This is a genomic window from Aliifodinibius sp. S!AR15-10, assembly GCF_031569985.1.
GTDB lineage: Bacteria > Bacteroidota > Rhodothermia > Balneolales > Balneolaceae > JAMQKA01.
This window is the reverse complement of the sequence record NZ_JAMQKA010000003.1, coordinates 15,239-31,591: the sequence shown is the minus strand read 5'-3', so window position 1 is coordinate 31,591 and position 16,353 is coordinate 15,239. Positions and strand designations below refer to the sequence as shown.

The window sequence follows — 16,353 nt, the reverse complement described above, 5'->3', positions numbered from 1 at the left end:
TTATTTCATGCACATGAAATGAAAAAAACGAACGTGTTGTACTTATTCAGCAGCAGGAGCTTTTCCATTTTGCTCCTGCTGTTTTTTATTTGCCCTTTGCTGGTCACTGCACAGAAAACCGAGCGCTACGAGTTCAGCAGCCGCCATATGGGCACAACATTTCGAATTGTACTCTATACCCAATCACAAACGCTTGCCGACTCTGCTTCCCAGGCCGCCTTTGAAAAAGTGGAAGAGCTAAATTCCATTCTCAGTGATTACGATCCCAACAGCGAACTTAATCGGCTTTCGCGCACCTCCGGACGAGATACCGCGGTTGTAGTATCAGAACCACTGTTCAAGACATTAGCCTTTGCGCAAAAGGTTGCTCGTCAAACTGATGGTGCTTTTGATGTTACAGTTGGTCCATATGTACAGCTCTGGCGCCAGATGAACAGGCAGATGCAACCTGAGCTTCCATCCAAAGAATTACTCTCAAAAACAGGATCTGGTGTTGGGTATCAGAATCTAAAGCTAAACAGACAAACCCAATCCGTTCTACTTGCTCAAAAAAATATGCAGCTGGATCTTGGGGGCATTGCCAAAGGATATGCGGTCGATGAGGCGTTGAAGGTATTGCGTGAGCACGGTATTAATGCAGTCTTGGTGGATGGAGGTGGCGATATTGCACTGGGTGACCCTCCCCCCGGTCGCATGGGGTGGAATATCGAAGTGCTAACCCATGACAGTTCCGGAGTCAGAGATAAAATAATGCTCTCACTTTCGAATAAAGCCGTTGCTACCTCGGGTGACTTGTACCAACATGTTGAAATTGACGGAACGCGCTACTCCCACATAATCGACCCTCGAACCGGTCTTGGACTAACAGACCGCCGACAGGTAACCATCATAGCCCCGGATGGCATCACGGCCGACAGCTACGCATCCGCAGCAAGCGTTCTACAACCACAGTCTGCGTTGGACCTCATTGAAAACATGCAGGATATAGCACTATTTATGGAGCAAAATGAGCCGGATGGAATCAGGCAGTGGATGTCGAATGAGTTTAGAGTACTCTTTGAGACAAAAGCTAATTAACCTAAGCCATAGTAACAGGCTGCTCTGTCGCTGCAAGTAGACTACTCAGAGTCCTTTGGTAGGCTAACCGATCTTTTTGGGTATACTACCCAAACTCCTTGAGTGGACTACCCAAACCTCTTTGGTGGACTACCCAGTCCCCTTTGGTAGTCTACCCACGCCTCTTTGCTAGTCTACTCAGACCTCTTGGTAGCCTACTCCACCTCTCGTAGTAGGCCTCTCCGAAGCAAGGAGTAGTAAGGGCCACCAGTTTTACTACTGAGCTTACTATACCTCCTCATTGAAAACTACTTCTTGAGTGAACTGTCATCGCGAGGAGGCTTTGTAGACATGTATTGGCTTCACAATAAGGTCGACGTCGCGACCTCCCTATTCTTTTTCGTGTACGCCTAATCTCGAGATTTGCTCGTAATTGATCGTAATCCCACGAAATAAAAGTTTAGATCGAACAACTAAAACAAGCTATCCTTCACAGTATTCTTTTACCGCATCCATATCTTTTTCCAGGGCTTTTCTCATCGATCTCTTCATAACAAAAGTCATAATTTTGGCCATCAACTTGTGAGGCCTCATATCCATTACCAGTGTTAACTCCGTTGCATCTCCATTTTCTTTTACTGAGAAAAGCGAATCCCAAACCACACCGTGACTGTCGGCCATAATGCGGATCCGATCATTTTCAACCAATTCCGTGACCTCCAGTTCTTCCGTAGCCTCTTTGCCGTACATCACCCGCGTTTCTCTAAAACGAGTACCCACACCCGTTTTCTGATCCGTCAAAAATTCCACATCCACAATATCCGGCACAGCTTTAGAAAAGTTGCGGATGTCGGAAATCGTTTGAAAAACCAGTTCAACAGGGGCGTTAATTTCTTTGATGACAGTGACTTGGCTCATTTTGTTTCTCTATCTTTTGTTCGTCCTGAAATTACATAAACTAAAATAATCTGAAATTTAACAGAATACACCTAATCTAATCACTGAAGTATAAAATTCTTAACAGAGGAACTTTATTCTTTATCATTTTTTATAACCATCAAAGTAATATCATCACTTTGTGGAGTTTTATTTGTGAATTCCTGTACCTCTTTCAATATGGTATCTAAAATTTCAGACGCCGTAGATTGTCGATGCTCACTTGTCAACTGTATCAGTCTATCCAGCCCGAATTCGTTATCGTTTTTATTCTTGGCTTCCGTTATCCCATCTGTATATAGAAGCAGCAGATCTTTGGGTTGAAGAGAAATCGTAGCCATGTCATATTCTGCATCCTCGAAAGCGCCAAGAAGCAACCCCGTAGCCTTTAAAAACAATGGGGCACTTCCATCCCGAAAGAGAAGTGGAGCATCATGCCCGCCATTTGCATATTCCAGGATACCTGTTTCCGGATTCAATACCCCATAGAAAAAAGTGGCGAATTTAGTGGACTCCGAATTCCTGTAAAGAAGTTTATTCGTGCCTTCTAAGCATTCATCGGGTTCTTCTACATTCAAGACCTGGCTTCGAAATGTTGCCTGCAGGTTAGCCATTAACATCGCAGCAGGCATCCCCTTTCCAGTTATATCCCCTATACAGAAACCCAGCCTGTCATATGAAATCGATAAAAAATCGTAGTAATCCCCACCTATTGATTTTGCAGGCAGGTTGGTTGCGGCAATCTGGATGCCGGGGATCTCAGGAGTATTCTTTGGCAACAGGTTAAGCTGGATATCGCGCGCCAATCTCAATTCTTCCTGCAGGCTGATCAACGCTTTTTCCTCTTCATACAAGCGGGCATTTTCAATTACCTGTGCCGACTGTGACCCGATTATCGAAAGCAACCGGCGATCTTCTTCAGAAAATGGGTCACCATTTTTTTTGTTAAAAGTGGCGAGATATCCTTTAAGATCCCCCTTTATCATCAGGGGCACACAAAGAATTGATCTGAAGGAGTAGGCCTCCTCATCAAGGAATTTAAAACGCGGATCATCCCTGATATTATTACTGAGTAAAATTGATTTGTTATTCAGCATCCATCCCTTGAGTCGATCGTCCAATTTGATTGGAACTTTACCGATAGTGGAATCTTGGTGACGAATCATGGTATGAAACTGTTGGGCTTCTGACCCTTCTTCCAATAAACTTATGGTCCCTTCTTCAGCCTCCAAGTGCTTAATGCATTTAAATACTATTTGGTCAATCACTTTTTCCAACGGTTGTGTTGATGAAATAGCAGTTGCAATGTCATTAATGATTTTCAGTTCATTAATGGCCAATCGGAGTTGCTGGTTCTCCTTCGCAAGTTGATCTAAAGACATCCCTGATAAACATTTAATTCAAAATAAATTCCACACCTATGGAATTTATAAGTTTTACTTTTTTAATTACTTATCCCCAAGTTATTAATTATTATCAATTTATTACTTATCAATTTGGTAAATTGCCTTCTATTTAGGTGAATGGTACAATTCAAACACAGGGGTGAGCCTATTGAGCATACCATCTTCTTTTTTGCATTACCGTGTTATTGGAAAGTTAGGGGAAGGCGGCATGGGTGTTGTTTACCTGGCTGAAGATACCAAGCTAAAACGCAAGGTAGCGCTCAAGTTCTTGCCATATCACGTCTCTTCAAATCCAACTGAGCGAAAGCGTTTTGAACAAGAGGCACAGTCTGCTGCGGTCTTGAATCATCCCAATATTGCCCATATATACGCTATCGAGGAATGCGAGGAAGAACTCTTCATTGTAATGGAGTATGTTGATGGCTTGGAGCTAAAGGAGGTTATTGATCAAAAGGATCTGACTCTTCGAGAAAAGATTGAAATTACTGAACAGATTGCTAGTGGAATAAACGAGGCCCATGAAAAGGGAATCATCCACAGGGATATTAAGTCAAGAAATATCATGGTCGATGAACAACAGAGAGTTAAGATCATGGATTTCGGACTGGCTCGAATACAAGGGACCAAACATATAACAAATATCGGTACCACCCTGGGGACAACGGCTTATATGTCACCAGAACAGCTGTCAGGTATCGAAGTCGACATCCGGTCGGATATTTGGTCGTTTGGAGTAGTGTTATATGAACTTTTTACGGGGGAACTTCCTTTTCAGGGTATCTATGAACCGGCGGTGATGTATGCCATTGCTGAGGAGGCACCGATCCCAATCTCGCGGGTATCTACTGAGGTACCTGAACACATCGAAAAAATCATTTCCAGGTGCTTAAAAAAAGATCGCGAGCAACGTTATTCCAATCTAACGGAAGTCCTTACTGACCTACGTAATGAGGCTGATGCTAAAACTTATAGTTTAGGTTCCTCAAACCGATCCAAAATCTTTAGAAGAAAAGGACAAGTTTACACTGGAATAGCTGTAGCCTCTACCCTGGTTATTTTGCTCCTCTTTTTCCTGAATTCATCAAGTTTATTTCCTTCGACTGTGCCAGAGAAAAGATATCTGGCTGTACTCCCAATAGAAAATATTAGTCAGGATCCTAATATGCAGGCTATTTGTGATGGACTTGGTGAAATATTTTCATACAAACTTTCTGAATTAGAGAAATACCAAGACTCCTACTGGGTTGCTCCTGCCGGCGAAATGAGGAAAGAACAGGTACGCAGTGCAACGCAGGCAAACAGATTATTTGGAGTTAACCTGGCAATTTCTTCAAGTATTCAGACTTTCAGAGATTCTACACGACTTATTTTAGAACTGATTGATGCCGACAATATACGCAGGCTGGATACAGAGCAGGTTTCTGTGTCATCCCGAAACTTGGCTTTGCTTGAAAGAAACGGGATTAAAGCCATGCTGAAGATGTTGGAGGTGGAGGTCGAAACAAACGCTGAAATCAGTCAAAATTTAAATGAGAAAGTATCCTACAATCCGACCGCTTACGAATACTATCTAAAGGGAATAGCTAGTCTCCAAAATTATATTAGTCCCGCCAGCCTTAATGAAGCGATTCAACTCTTTAACAGGGCGTTGGAAATTGATGATAATTTTGCTCTTGCACATGCAGGTCTGGGTGAATCGAATTGGCGTAAGTATGAATCAACAGGTAACATATCATTTGTAAAACATGCTGAAAATTCATTACGCCGTGCCCTAGATCTAGATTCAGAATTAGCTCCTGTGCAGACACTTATGGGTATCCTGAAATTGGGTACAGGCGATCAAGAACTTGCGATAAGGCATTTTAGCAACGCTTTGGAAATTGATCCGAAATATAACCCAGCGTTTCGTGGGATGGCAAAAGCATTTGATGAACAGGGGTACACAGAAAAAGCTGTAAACACCTATAAGCGGGCTATCGCGCAAAAACCAGAATACTGGGAAGGATATAAAGATCTGGGGATTCATTACCTTGATAAGGGAAATATTGATGACGCAATAGGGCAATTTAAGCAAGTTGTTACGCTTACCCCCAAAAGCAGTTCTGCATACTCAAATCTGGGAGTTGCTTACTATTACGGCGGCCAAAATGACAGCGCTCGCATAATGTTTGAACGATCTCTTGCCCTGGATAAAAATCCATTAACAGCAAACAACCTGGCCGGCATCTATTATTGGGAGGGAAATTATGAAGAGGCTGCCAACATGTACAAGATAGCACTTCAGACTTATTCCGATCGCTATGAAATATGGGGTAACCTGGCAACAGCCTATGATTTGAGTGGACAACCAGATGACGCCCGCAGGTCGTACCTGACCGCTATTGAGAAAGCCCATTCACAACTTGAGATAAACCCGAATGATGCAGTAGTCCTGGCCGATTTGGGTGCTTATTATTCAGATATTAATGATTCAACAAATGCACTTGCATACCTAAACAAGGCGTTGAACATAAACGAGGAGAATATCATAATTCGACAGCGTGTGGTTTCAACTTATGAAAAGCTTGGCATGAGGTCAGAGGCACTAAGTTGGATTAACGCTGCTATGATAGCCGATATCGAATCACAACCTGAGTTGCAGGCGCTAATCGAAGATTCGCGATACCAAAAATTAAAAGAAATGTTAACAGCACAAAAATAAGTTGATCCCGGCTAACAAAAAGGGGCAACAAACACTGAAATCTATCTAGGAGAAACGATGATACATAAAACATTAATTGCTCTGCTGCTTACTGTTTTTTTTGCAGCTTCTGCCGGTGTCTCACTGCTGCCATCAGAGACTTCCAGTTCTTTACAAACTATAAATCTCAGGATTACCACGGATAATAATAACATCTGGAGGGTACAGGATAACGAAGGTAAAGGCAAAGGTACATTTAAAGCAAAGCGAGCAGATCGTATTAATTGGCTGGCTATGAAATCTGCTATGGAATTCAGGTTTAACAAGGACGTAAGCAACTATCTGAATTTTGCAGATGGGCTATTTACAGATGGTAAAACCCAGCTTGTAGACGCCAATAAAAGATTGAGAGTTTCCATTAAGGATACCGCCCCAATGGACACGCTTATCTATGAAGTATATGTTGTCGAAGCGGATACTTTTGTGGTGGGTAATTCGCCACCAAGATTGATTATTAGTAGATAATTAAAAAGGGATACCGCCTGCTTAGTGGTATCCCTTTGAATTCTTACGAGGCCTTATTCCTAAAACCTGGCTATATGATGCGTTTTTTCCAGTTCCTTGTAATATTCGAGTGAATGCTCGGGCTTTTCATACCCATTGGGAATCGGTTGATTCGAAAACGTCTGAAAGTACAGCACGCATGCATTTCGCCACCAGATAGCGTCTTCTTCCTGTATCTCAAGCAGTGCTTCCACGTGATTATATCGTTCCTCGTCGATAAGCCCTTCAACAGAAGCCCACTTTTTCTGCATCACGCGGACATCTTCTACACCTTGGTAATAACGGTGAACAAGCTCTTCCCACAGCGTTCGGCCGCTGTTCATTTCGAAGTCCCACGGCACGTGATGGAACCAGAGCAGGTACTCTTCGGGCGTATCTTCCATTTCGTCAAATCGCTCCCTGACCTCAGGCTGATACTGCTCAATCGCATTAGAGCCTGTTTCCGTTCGATCAAACCCGATACCCTCGGAGTCTGCCTTGTGGTAATATACTGCCGTCCAGTCGGGTCGCGGCAGGTCAGAGGTCCATGGTGCCGGACCGTAGTGATGCCCCTGCGCATACAGGTGGGTGAGTCCCAGTGGGTTTCGATACCGGACGCCCGCCTCGCGAGACATCATCATGATCTCCTTGGCCGGTTCTACAAAATCCGGGTTGTGATTGAACGTCATCCGAATCCATTCATCAGCAACCCCTTCGGCTGTAAGCGTATGATCCCACGCCAGTCGGCCAAACAGGTACCAGTTCGACTGACCGAACGGGTGGCCCGTCCAGTTACGGTCGCGACCGGTGTTGGCAACTCCCGCGATTCCGGTGTGTTCATATTCAAACAAGCTTCCGTCAATCACTTTTGCCACCGTTGAGCCCTCCCCTTTGGCATAGGTATCAGCTTCCAGAGCTTCCTTGTAAAGTGGTCCCATATACGCCAGGTGAGTGCTGAACCCAAAATATTCCTGTGTGACCTGCAGTTCCAGCATGGTGTTTGTTTCGGGAAGTGCCCCAAAAAGAGGATGGAACGGCTCACGAGGCTGGAAATCAATCGGCCCGTTTTTGACCTGCAGAATTACATTATCATGGAACTTCCCATCCAGTGGAACAAACTCGTCATATCCTTCGCGGAAGCGGTCCTCCTGCTCTGGACTGTATACAAATGCGCGCCACATCACGATCCCTCCGTGGGGAGCTACTGCCTCAGCCAATATATTTGCACCTTCAGCATGGGTGCGCCCATAATTCTGTGGGCCCGGTTGACCTTCGGAGTTTGCTTTCACAAGGAATCCCCCGAAATCAGGAATATGCTTATAAATTTGATCTGCCTTGTCTTTCCACCACTGCTGTACTTCGGGATCCAGAGGATCCGAGGTCTCAAGCCCGCCAACTCGCTCCGGGGCAAAGAAATTTGCCGAAAAATATACCTTTATGCCGTACGGACGGAATATATCCGCAAGCTTGGTGGCCTTTTTGATGTACTGTTCGGTCAGCATTCTCGGATCCGCATTCACATTATTGAGCACCGTCCCATTGATGCCAAGAGAGGCATTCGCACGAGCATAATCGGTGTAACGCGGATCTTCGTATTCAGGTAGCGTTTTCCATTCCCATAGTGAGATACCTGCATAGCCGCGTTCCACTGTGCGATCCAGGTTATCCCAGTGATTCAGGACCCGGTGCTGAATTTTAGGAGCACTGGCAACTGAAATTTTTTGTAAATCCGTATGTGTCTTCAGCAGTCGCAGGAAGTGGAAACTTCCATAAAGCGCCCCAACATCGGTGTTGGCAGCAATCACAAGGTGATTATTTCCGTTAATTTGATGTCGTTCAATCAAAAATCCCTCATCCCCAACTGATTTAAGTTTATTGCTCAAATTCAACGAAGCAATCGCATCTGAACTGGATGGGGTACCAATAATCAACGATGACCTGTTAACCAGCTTGGTGGTTATGGGGATCGCTTTCCCCAAGAGGCCGCTCAGTCCTCTACTAATCTCCTGTTTCGCTTTTGACAGGGTTTCAGAATTATCATTTAGCACAATCCTCTGAATTGCTGACCGGTACTGCTGTAAAACTGCTTTGTCAGCGATCTGGTCATATCGCAGCCAGAGACGGTAACCATCATCGGCATAAGCCTGCTGGATACCCAGGCCAATTAAAAATACTGTTAATAAGAACAGATGCCTTTTCATTTTAAGTATCATAATCATCCTATGTTATTTGTTAATCTACATCCATTGATATTGACATTCCCATGATTCATTCGGCTTAATCCCCTATCCGGACCCCTGTTTTATTGGGAGGGGTATCCTTACCCAATTTCGTTCTACTCGGGATACGAAATCACTGTTGTCCGGTAACTTTTTAAGTTGTCTTGTTTCTCATTCATGATGTTCATTTTTTCAGCGATAAAAAAATGAACGAAAAAAATCGCCGGCGAAGGTAAACTTGACCTGAAGGGCTCCTCGTTCCACTAAAAAAATCACAGATTTTTTCTTTACGCTCCTCTCCAATCCCTTCCGGGCGGTCAACTTTACCAAGGCCGGATGAGCAGAGGCTAGTGTTATGGTTTTAAGCCCGTTTATAAGAGGTTCATTTTGAATTCCTTTCCAAAAATAAAATGTGGTGAACTTAAACGGCTTTTTGTCTGTAAGTTTAATTCACTGGACACTAATGATACGTAATAACAAATTCCTTTTGCCCCCCTGTAACATCAACAGTCTGCGTGCGGCCATCAAACCAGTGAACCTCGATACCTGAAACTTCAGCATTGGTTTTTGCCCCCAAAACCTGTGAAAAGCTGTTTTGCGACCAGTATCCCGAACCAGCCTGAATTTCACGCAGTGGCCCTTTTTCTCCATTACTGTAAAGCAAGCGGACTGCTGATCCTACTCCATCGCTGTTTTGCGCAGGACCTTGCAGGGAAATTCGATATCCTCTCCGGTCCCCCCTGTTAAGGTATAGTTTGGTTTCGGCATCGTTTTGAGAAATCGCAAGGTCTACTTTTCCATCACTGTTAAAATCACTGAATGCAGCCCCGCGCTGCTCGCCATACACTTTGATCCCGGATTCACTTCCCGGGACCGGACTCAGGTTTCCCAGCCCATCCCCTTTAAGCCAAAGGCCTCGCCCCGCATCCAATCGCGGAACCTCTCGGGGCATGCCGAAATAATTCTGACTCATAAACAGGTCTTCATTTCCATCGTTGTTGTAATCCGCAACACCTACGTGAAATCCCGCAGAAAACTGAGCCTTTGGTGGGAGGGGCTTGGCTTCAAATCCTTCCCCTGTATTTATAAATAGCATATGTTGCAGGGTATTTATCTCTTTAAACGGCATACGTGATAACCGATTTCCAAAGATCTCCTGCAGATTCGTCTGCCCAAATGCACGATAGCTTTGGAACTGGTTGGAAATAATGGGCAGTGAATTGTATTGGAATAACTTTTTTCGAGGCACATAATTGCCATCGCTGTTGGCGTGTGTTTCAAGGATATCTACCCTGCGATCACCATTGAAGTCGCTGTAGTACATTCGCAGCGGCTTGCCATTTTTCATCTGGTATGTACTGTTTAACCCTATATTGGCAGCCACAATATCCGGTCGACCATCGTTGTTAAAATCTCCCGTCGCGATGCCGTTCCACCACCCGTTGTACCGGGCCAGACCCACCTTCTCAGAAACATTGTTGAAGGTGCCGCCATCATTTTCCATGATTAGAATGGAGTCCCACTCGCGGCTGATCAGCAGATCCTGGTCGCCATCCCGGTCGTAATCACTGAATACCGCGCCCGTTACGAGGCCAATCTCACCCAATTTGCGTGAATTGACCTGGTCAACTACAAAAGAGCCGTTTTCATTTTTAAATAATCTTGAGGTGGCATTGCGTGGATAGTGAGCCGGGACAAAGCGTCCGGCCAGGAACAGGTCAATATCCCCATCATTATCAAAGTCGGCGGCAGCCATCGTTCCAGTCGTGGAATAGTTCGACAGTGTACCAACTTGTTCAATTCCCGAACCAGAAAAACGGTACTGGAATGCTGAAGGTACTTGTGGGCTACCCTGTTCATAATTGGCGCTTCCAGCTACGAGATTTATACTTTCTCCAGTTTTCCAACCGAGTAACGTGGTTTGATCACCCGGCACTGTTTGATCAAATGGCGTCCCCTTCATCGGATGAAAGGATCCCTCTCCCAGGTTTTCAAACGCACCCATTGTTCCGCCCTTCCCAGAGGCTACCAACAGATCATCGTCACCGTCGCGGTCAATATCCAGCCAGGTTATACCGGGACCCAGTTTACTCATTTTTCCCGGCAAAAGCGGTTGCAGCTTGGATTCATCAAATGGATCCTCATGATGACGATGGCCCAACTGATTAGAGATGTCCTCAAAAATGGGTTCACTGGAAGCTATCGCACCAGCCTGTGTTTTATCAGGCTCCGAAGCACCTGTATTATCGATCTCATAGATCCGGTTGGCCTGCACATCCTCGATTGTACTTACCGCGCCATCCGGCCAAGTTACTTCAATTCGATAATCGATAGCCTCATCGGCCGCAAACATAGCAGTAGGCGTTGATCCCGAAAGATAATCGCCGCCCGCCGAAAGCTGCTTTTCCTGTGGTAAATCGCCACCCACCAGTCGGATTTTAGCCCCAATACCGCGATAATTGGGTGCATCACCACGCAATTTTACTGCAATACGACCAGCATTCGTCAGGTTTTCAAAAACAGCTGCAGTATTATTCAGACGGTTGCTGGCAAAATCGAGATCCCCGTCATTATCAAGGTCGGCCGTGGCAAGCCCGTGCGATACGTCCGTCTCCCCAAAACCCCAAGCCGTGCTCCTGTCCTGGAATGTCAGATCCCCGTTATTTTGCAAGAACTTGTTCGCCAAGTCGAGCTTGGGCGCACGTTCGACCAGCACATCAAAGTTTTCATCCATATTCCGGCCCTCTTTGATCATCCCCGCCTGCGTGTCGATATCCAGAATGTCATAAGTGTACCCGGTATTCACGATCAGGTCTTCGTAGCCATCCAGGTCAATATCCATAAAGCGGGTGGCCCACGACCATTCTGTAGCTTCAGTATTGCTCAGGTAGGAGATTTCTGCATAGGTGTCGTCTTCCCGCTTCAAGTACATGGAGTTGCGGTTATACTGTGGCTGGGATTGAATCGAGTCCGTTCGGTTCGGGGTGGGATCATCGGAGCCCATCTGGCGGAGGCGTCGTTCGTGCTTCGGGCTAAGCATCTCGGTAACAAACATATCGAGCTGCCCGTCCCTGTTGATGTCTGAGAAATCTACGGCCATCGCTGAAAAGCTCATGTTCCGGATCGATCTCCAATCCATCTCACGAAACGTGCCGTCTCCCTGGTTGATCCAGATCCGGTCTTTGGGAAAGAAATCGTTGCACACATAGAGGTCGGGCAGCCCATCATCATTCAGATCCTGGAATTTTGCCGTCAGCCCCCAGTCCGGTTGCAGCCCCATCGGATCTCCAGATGCATCCCGGAAAACATCCTCCGTATTTTGCACCTTTTGAAAGCTGCCCCCTTCATTGATATAGAGCTCATCCTCCTCCCCTGTTTCTGCCGCCCCGACAAGACGGTTGTCCTTTGACATAAAGAGTTGATAATGCTGATCAAACGGTGGCACAAGTGTAAAAGGCCCGGTTTGATTCTGCTCGTTGTAGGGCTCTTTCAAAAGGTTATTCCATTCGAGCTCTTCGGTGGTATAGATGTCCTTGACCGATTTTTCCTTGTAATTGGTGATGTAAAGATCGAGATCACCGTCGCTATCAATGTCAGCTAGCGCCATGGTCATACTCCCTTTGGCCGCCCCGAGTCCACTATCTTCTCTATGGGTAAAATTGCCAGAGCCGTCGTTTATGTAGAGTACGTTTTCCTTGTGCATGGCCGAAACCAGCAGATCGAGATCTTCATCCCCGTCGATATCGGCAAAGACTGCACCCGTGGAATAATAATCGTTATGTGCTACCCCAGCCTTATCGGTGATATCCTCAAACTGCATCCCCCCCATGTTTTTGTAGAGCTTATTGGGCGTATTGAGCCCGGTAAAATAGAGATCTGTTAGTCCATCACCATCGACGTCACCCGCTGCTACGCCCGAACCATTCAGATAGTGGCGATTTTCAGCAATTTGTTGGTCAGTGATCTGATTTTCAAAATTGATATTAGTTTCGGAAGGCGAAAGCGATTCAAAACCGGTTTCCCCGAAGTAGCCGGGATCAACTTCTGCCCAGCGGTGATACTTTTCCTGCTTCCACTCTAAATTGGAAGAGAAGTTGCAGGCTGTGAATAAACAAATCAACAGTATGAAACCTGTCTTCACCACAATGGAGATCCCACTAGCGGATACAACCGGATTTTTCTTCTGAAACCAATGCTTCATACACGTGCTACAACTTAATTAGATTTGAAGCTATCATTAGCCTGTACAAACCTTTGCACAACAGAATATAAATGTTAGCTTTTTACTTCCATAACGAGCAATCCGGTTGGCGATCAAACTCTGAGGGAATCCCTCCCTTAGTATTGTTCTCGACCTAACAGGTTGTTATGTCCCCGATTTGAGTTGGGTTATACAGTTGGTTTCCAGCCCGACTCGTATTCCCGGCTCCACATTTTCATGGCTTCGGGATTATCAATGATTTTACCGGTTTTGGGATTGACCTGCAGAGATCCTCCATTTTCCTGGGCTATATTCCCTAGATGGCAAAGTAGGTTGCTCTTGTGCCCTTCATCAATCGGGGAGTGTTGCTCTTCCCCGGTTCGGATAGCTGCCACAAAATTCTGCATATGCAACAGATCCAGGTTACCAGCCCCTACGGTGTCTGTGGTAGCACTTTTTTCATCCTCTTTCATCTCTTTGATCATATTTCCATCCAGGTCCCACGCCATATACCCGTTGCGATCCATAAGAACTGTTCCTTCCGTTCCGTGAATCGTGGCTCCGCGACCCCGGTCATGGTATTCAAACGGGTTACAACTTTTGCCTTCCCAAGTGATCATCTTATCCCCTTCAAACTCAAAACTGGCATCCTGGGTATCATAAAACTGCCAGGCGTCATCGTAGTGATAACGTCCTCCGGCAGACGTCACCTTGGTGGGATAATCAACCCCCAAAGCCCAGCGACAGATATCAATTTCGTGCGTACCGTTGTTGTTGATTTCGCCGGTTCCCCAGTTCCAATGCCAGTGCCAGTTGTAGTGGACCCAGATATCCTCGTACTCCTGGTGAGGTGCAGGTCCCTGCCAGAGTTCCCAGTCAAGATAACTCGGTACGGGTGCAGATTTCGCATCACCAATAGGTCCACGTGAATTGCTGTACCAAGCCTTTCCAAAATAGGCGCGACCGATGATGCCTTCTCGAATATCTTTTACAGCCTGGATAGATGTGGGACCCGAACGCTGCTGATTTCCCATTTGAATCACTTTGCCATATTTTTCTTGAGCCTCAATCAAGAGTTCGCCCTCTCGCGGATTATGTGAGCACGGTTTTTCAACATACACATGTTTGCCGGCATCCACCGCCATTAGGGTCATTGGGGCATGCCAATGATCCGGTGTGGCAATCGTGATGGCATCAACATCATCGTTTTCCAGCAATTTGCGGAAATCCGTAACGGTCTCCGGTTGTACTCCAAAATCGTCATTGGCAATAGCCGCAGCCTCTTGCAGCACCCGGCTGTCCACATCACACAGGTAGGACAGATTCATGTATTCCGTATCTTGAACTGCTCGCATATGGGCCTTGCCCCTGCCATTTAATCCCATAACGGCAACATTCAACTGCTCATTGGATCCCAAGATATTGCCGTAACTTTTGGCGCTGAGGCCAAGGGAGAATCCCGCTCCGCCAAGTGCTAACTTCTTAATAAAATCTCTTCTTGTTTTTCCTTTCCCTGTTTCATCCATAACATCCTGATTTTATTGATGTTTAATAATCCGAATAACTACATACCGAATATCACGTCAGCTCGATATAAAATCTGTCATTGCGTGGGATTCAGCAACTCTCGGGAGGCAACCTCCAGAGTAGATGAACAAAAAACCAACAGGGAGATCTCCACGTCGACCTCATCGTGAAGTCAATACCTGTCTACAAAGCCTCCTCGCGATGACAGTTCGTATATGTTAGTAATTCTTATATCGAACTCAAGTTAATATAACGAACACAATCTTAATTCGAAGCAAACCTTCCCGGAGTGACTTAAATTTATCTCAATCGATTGAGGGTATAGTACACGCGGTTGTGAACCAGTGAATCTCCACTTTCCGAGTGCAATCCTTCGATCTGCATATCATAGATAAAGTCGGGGTCCAGCCTTTCAAGCGTCAAGTTCACCTTTTTGCGGTCGTCTGAGACTTCGACCCCTGTCACATTTATGGTTTCGATACCGTAGCGATCAGAACCGTACGCCTCGTGATACTGATAAAAATACCGCTCAAAATGGTAGTTATCGGGATTGCCAGCAGCTTCTGGCTGGACCGGTTTGGTAAAAGTGAGTTCAAATCCTTCTTCAGTAAGGCTCATATTCAGCACCTCCATCGGCACGATTCCGTTCCACGTAATGCGCTGGATGCCCTGGTCCCCCGGCCAGCCATGATCGGTCTGTCCCACCCATAGATCTCCCTCCGGGGAAAACGCCAGCCTGTTGTTACCGATTTTAAGTCCAGTGGAATCGATAAATGAGGTTGTGGCTCCCTGGAATTGTCCCTGCACTTTTTCCAACATCACCCGAACGATCCGCTTGTGATTCATCTCCCCCACAAACATCTGCCCGGTAAACGGCCCGAACTTTCCACCGGTACGATCGATGAGCGGCTGCGTCGGGGAGTTCACAAAAAATCCGTGAGGAAACTGGATCGCGGCTTTAGTGCGCATTTTATTAAGCACCGGCACAGGCAGTTCGAGCGGTTCAATGCCTTCAAATCCCTCTTCCCATACCAGGCTGGGGGCGTGACCGTAAAAATTACCTTTTTCAACATGGTAGAGCTTGCTTGTTCCCAGCCAATCACCCTGGTTGTCGGGAACAAAAAGGTTGCCCTCATCGTCCAGCTCAAGTCCATTGGGAGAGCGGAGGCCACTGGCCCAGGGAATCGTAGTGCCGTCCGGCTTCACCTTCATCACCCAACCCCGATAAGGCGCTGCCGAATACATCCGCCCCTTGCGTCCAGCGGGAGAAAACTCACCTCGCATAATATCATAGACGTCCGCCATCGCCGACGCAGTATTCAGCGCAATGTAGTAATTACCCTCATTATCTATCTCGGGACCGTAGGCAAACTCAGCATAGTTGCCCGACATGCCGAAATCGTCAGTAACAGTTTTATAGAGATCGCCCTTTCCATCCTTGTCAGTATCAGTAATGCGTGTTAGCTCAGCCCGCTGCATCACCATCACCTCATCGTTGTTGATGGCCTTGATCCAAAGCGGATCCTGCAATCCATAAGCAAACAGATCCCATGTTTTCGTTTCGTAATCATAGGTCATCACCTCTCCCCTGCGAAAGCAGGCAATAAGCCGTCCATCAGGCAAAAAGTCAAGTCCGCCGGTTTCTACGCTCAGTCCCTCCGGCGTTTCAATCGTTTCAACACTGTATGCTGGGCCTTGTGGAGAGGATTCCTGCTGGCAGGCCGACGATCCAATGAGCCCGATAAGTAATATTCCAAATAAGATTCGTTGCATTCTACAGTTCAC

At 46.1% G+C, this 16,353-nt stretch carries 9 protein-coding genes; 3 read left to right on the top strand and 6 right to left on the bottom strand.

Annotated features, from left to right (window positions below; genetic code table 11):
* Positions 1-18: 18 nt before the first annotated feature.
* Entirely contained in the window at positions 19-1,077 is a 1,059-nt protein-coding gene (locus tag NC796_RS03025; RefSeq protein WP_310682023.1) for an FAD:protein FMN transferase, read from the top strand.
* A 462-nt stretch (positions 1,078-1,539) separates the two neighbouring features.
* Here the strand turns inward: NC796_RS03025 and NC796_RS03020 are convergent, their stop codons facing one another.
* Entirely contained in the window at positions 1,540-1,974 is a 435-nt protein-coding gene (locus NC796_RS03020) for an SRPBCC family protein (protein WP_310682021.1), read from the bottom strand.
* Positions 1,975-2,087: 113 nt separating this feature from the next.
* A complete protein-coding gene (locus NC796_RS03015; RefSeq protein ID WP_310682018.1) occupies positions 2,088-3,374 on the bottom strand; it encodes a SpoIIE family protein phosphatase in 1,287 nt (428 codons plus the stop codon).
* A gap of 172 nt (positions 3,375-3,546) precedes the next feature.
* Here NC796_RS03015 and NC796_RS03010 point away from each other — a divergent pair, with 172 nt between their 5' ends.
* Positions 3,547-6,099, top strand: coding sequence for a protein kinase domain-containing protein (locus NC796_RS03010; RefSeq protein WP_310682016.1), 2,553 nt, complete (start codon positions 3,547-3,549; stop codon positions 6,097-6,099).
* A gap of 57 nt (positions 6,100-6,156) precedes the next feature.
* Positions 6,157-6,603, top strand: a complete 447-nt coding sequence (locus NC796_RS03005) for a hypothetical protein (RefSeq protein ID WP_310682013.1) — start codon at positions 6,157-6,159, stop codon at positions 6,601-6,603.
* Positions 6,604-6,662: 59 nt separating this feature from the next.
* On the opposite strand, the gene NC796_RS03000 is transcribed toward NC796_RS03005, so the two are convergent.
* The 4 genes from NC796_RS03000 to NC796_RS02985 form a co-directional block, all read right to left on the bottom strand.
* A complete protein-coding gene (locus NC796_RS03000; protein ID WP_310682011.1) occupies positions 6,663-8,834 on the bottom strand; it encodes an alpha-glucuronidase family glycosyl hydrolase in 2,172 nt (723 codons plus the stop codon).
* 466 nt (positions 8,835-9,300) lie between these two features.
* Positions 9,301-13,041 carry an FG-GAP-like repeat-containing protein gene (locus tag NC796_RS02995; RefSeq protein WP_310682008.1) on the bottom strand — a complete coding sequence of 1,247 codons (3,741 nt, stop codon included), beginning with the start codon at positions 13,039-13,041 and terminating at the stop codon, positions 9,301-9,303.
* 188 nt (positions 13,042-13,229) lie between these two features.
* A complete protein-coding gene (locus NC796_RS02990; RefSeq protein WP_310682006.1) occupies positions 13,230-14,567 on the bottom strand; it encodes a Gfo/Idh/MocA family oxidoreductase in 1,338 nt (445 codons plus the stop codon).
* 301 nt (positions 14,568-14,868) lie between these two features.
* The gene (locus NC796_RS02985; protein WP_310682004.1) at positions 14,869-16,341 is read right to left on the bottom strand and encodes a hypothetical protein; all 1,473 of its coding nucleotides are present in this window, start codon (positions 16,339-16,341) and stop codon (positions 14,869-14,871) included.
* Between the last annotated feature and the right edge of the window lie 12 nt (positions 16,342-16,353).

Bases quoted from the DNA above. Each gene is read 5' to 3' on its own strand.
- NC796_RS03005 (WP_310682013.1), top strand. From the start codon at position 6,157: ATGATACATAAAACATTAATTGCTCTGCTGCTTACTGTTTTTTTTGCA.
- NC796_RS03000 (WP_310682011.1), bottom strand. From the start codon at position 8,834: ATGATACTTAAAATGAAAAGGCATCTGTTCTTATTAACAGTATTTTTA.
- NC796_RS03020 (WP_310682021.1), bottom strand. From the start codon at position 1,974: ATGAGCCAAGTCACTGTCATCAAAGAAATTAACGCCCCTGTTGAACTG.
- NC796_RS02990 (WP_310682006.1), bottom strand. From the start codon at position 14,567: ATGGATGAAACAGGGAAAGGAAAAACAAGAAGAGATTTTATTAAGAAG.
- NC796_RS02995 (WP_310682008.1), bottom strand. From the start codon at position 13,041: ATGAAGCATTGGTTTCAGAAGAAAAATCCGGTTGTATCCGCTAGTGGG.
- NC796_RS02985 (WP_310682004.1), bottom strand. From the start codon at position 16,341: ATGCAACGAATCTTATTTGGAATATTACTTATCGGGCTCATTGGATCG.
- NC796_RS03015 (WP_310682018.1), bottom strand. From the start codon at position 3,374: ATGTCTTTAGATCAACTTGCGAAGGAGAACCAGCAACTCCGATTGGCC.
- NC796_RS03025 (WP_310682023.1), top strand. From the start codon at position 19: ATGAAAAAAACGAACGTGTTGTACTTATTCAGCAGCAGGAGCTTTTCC.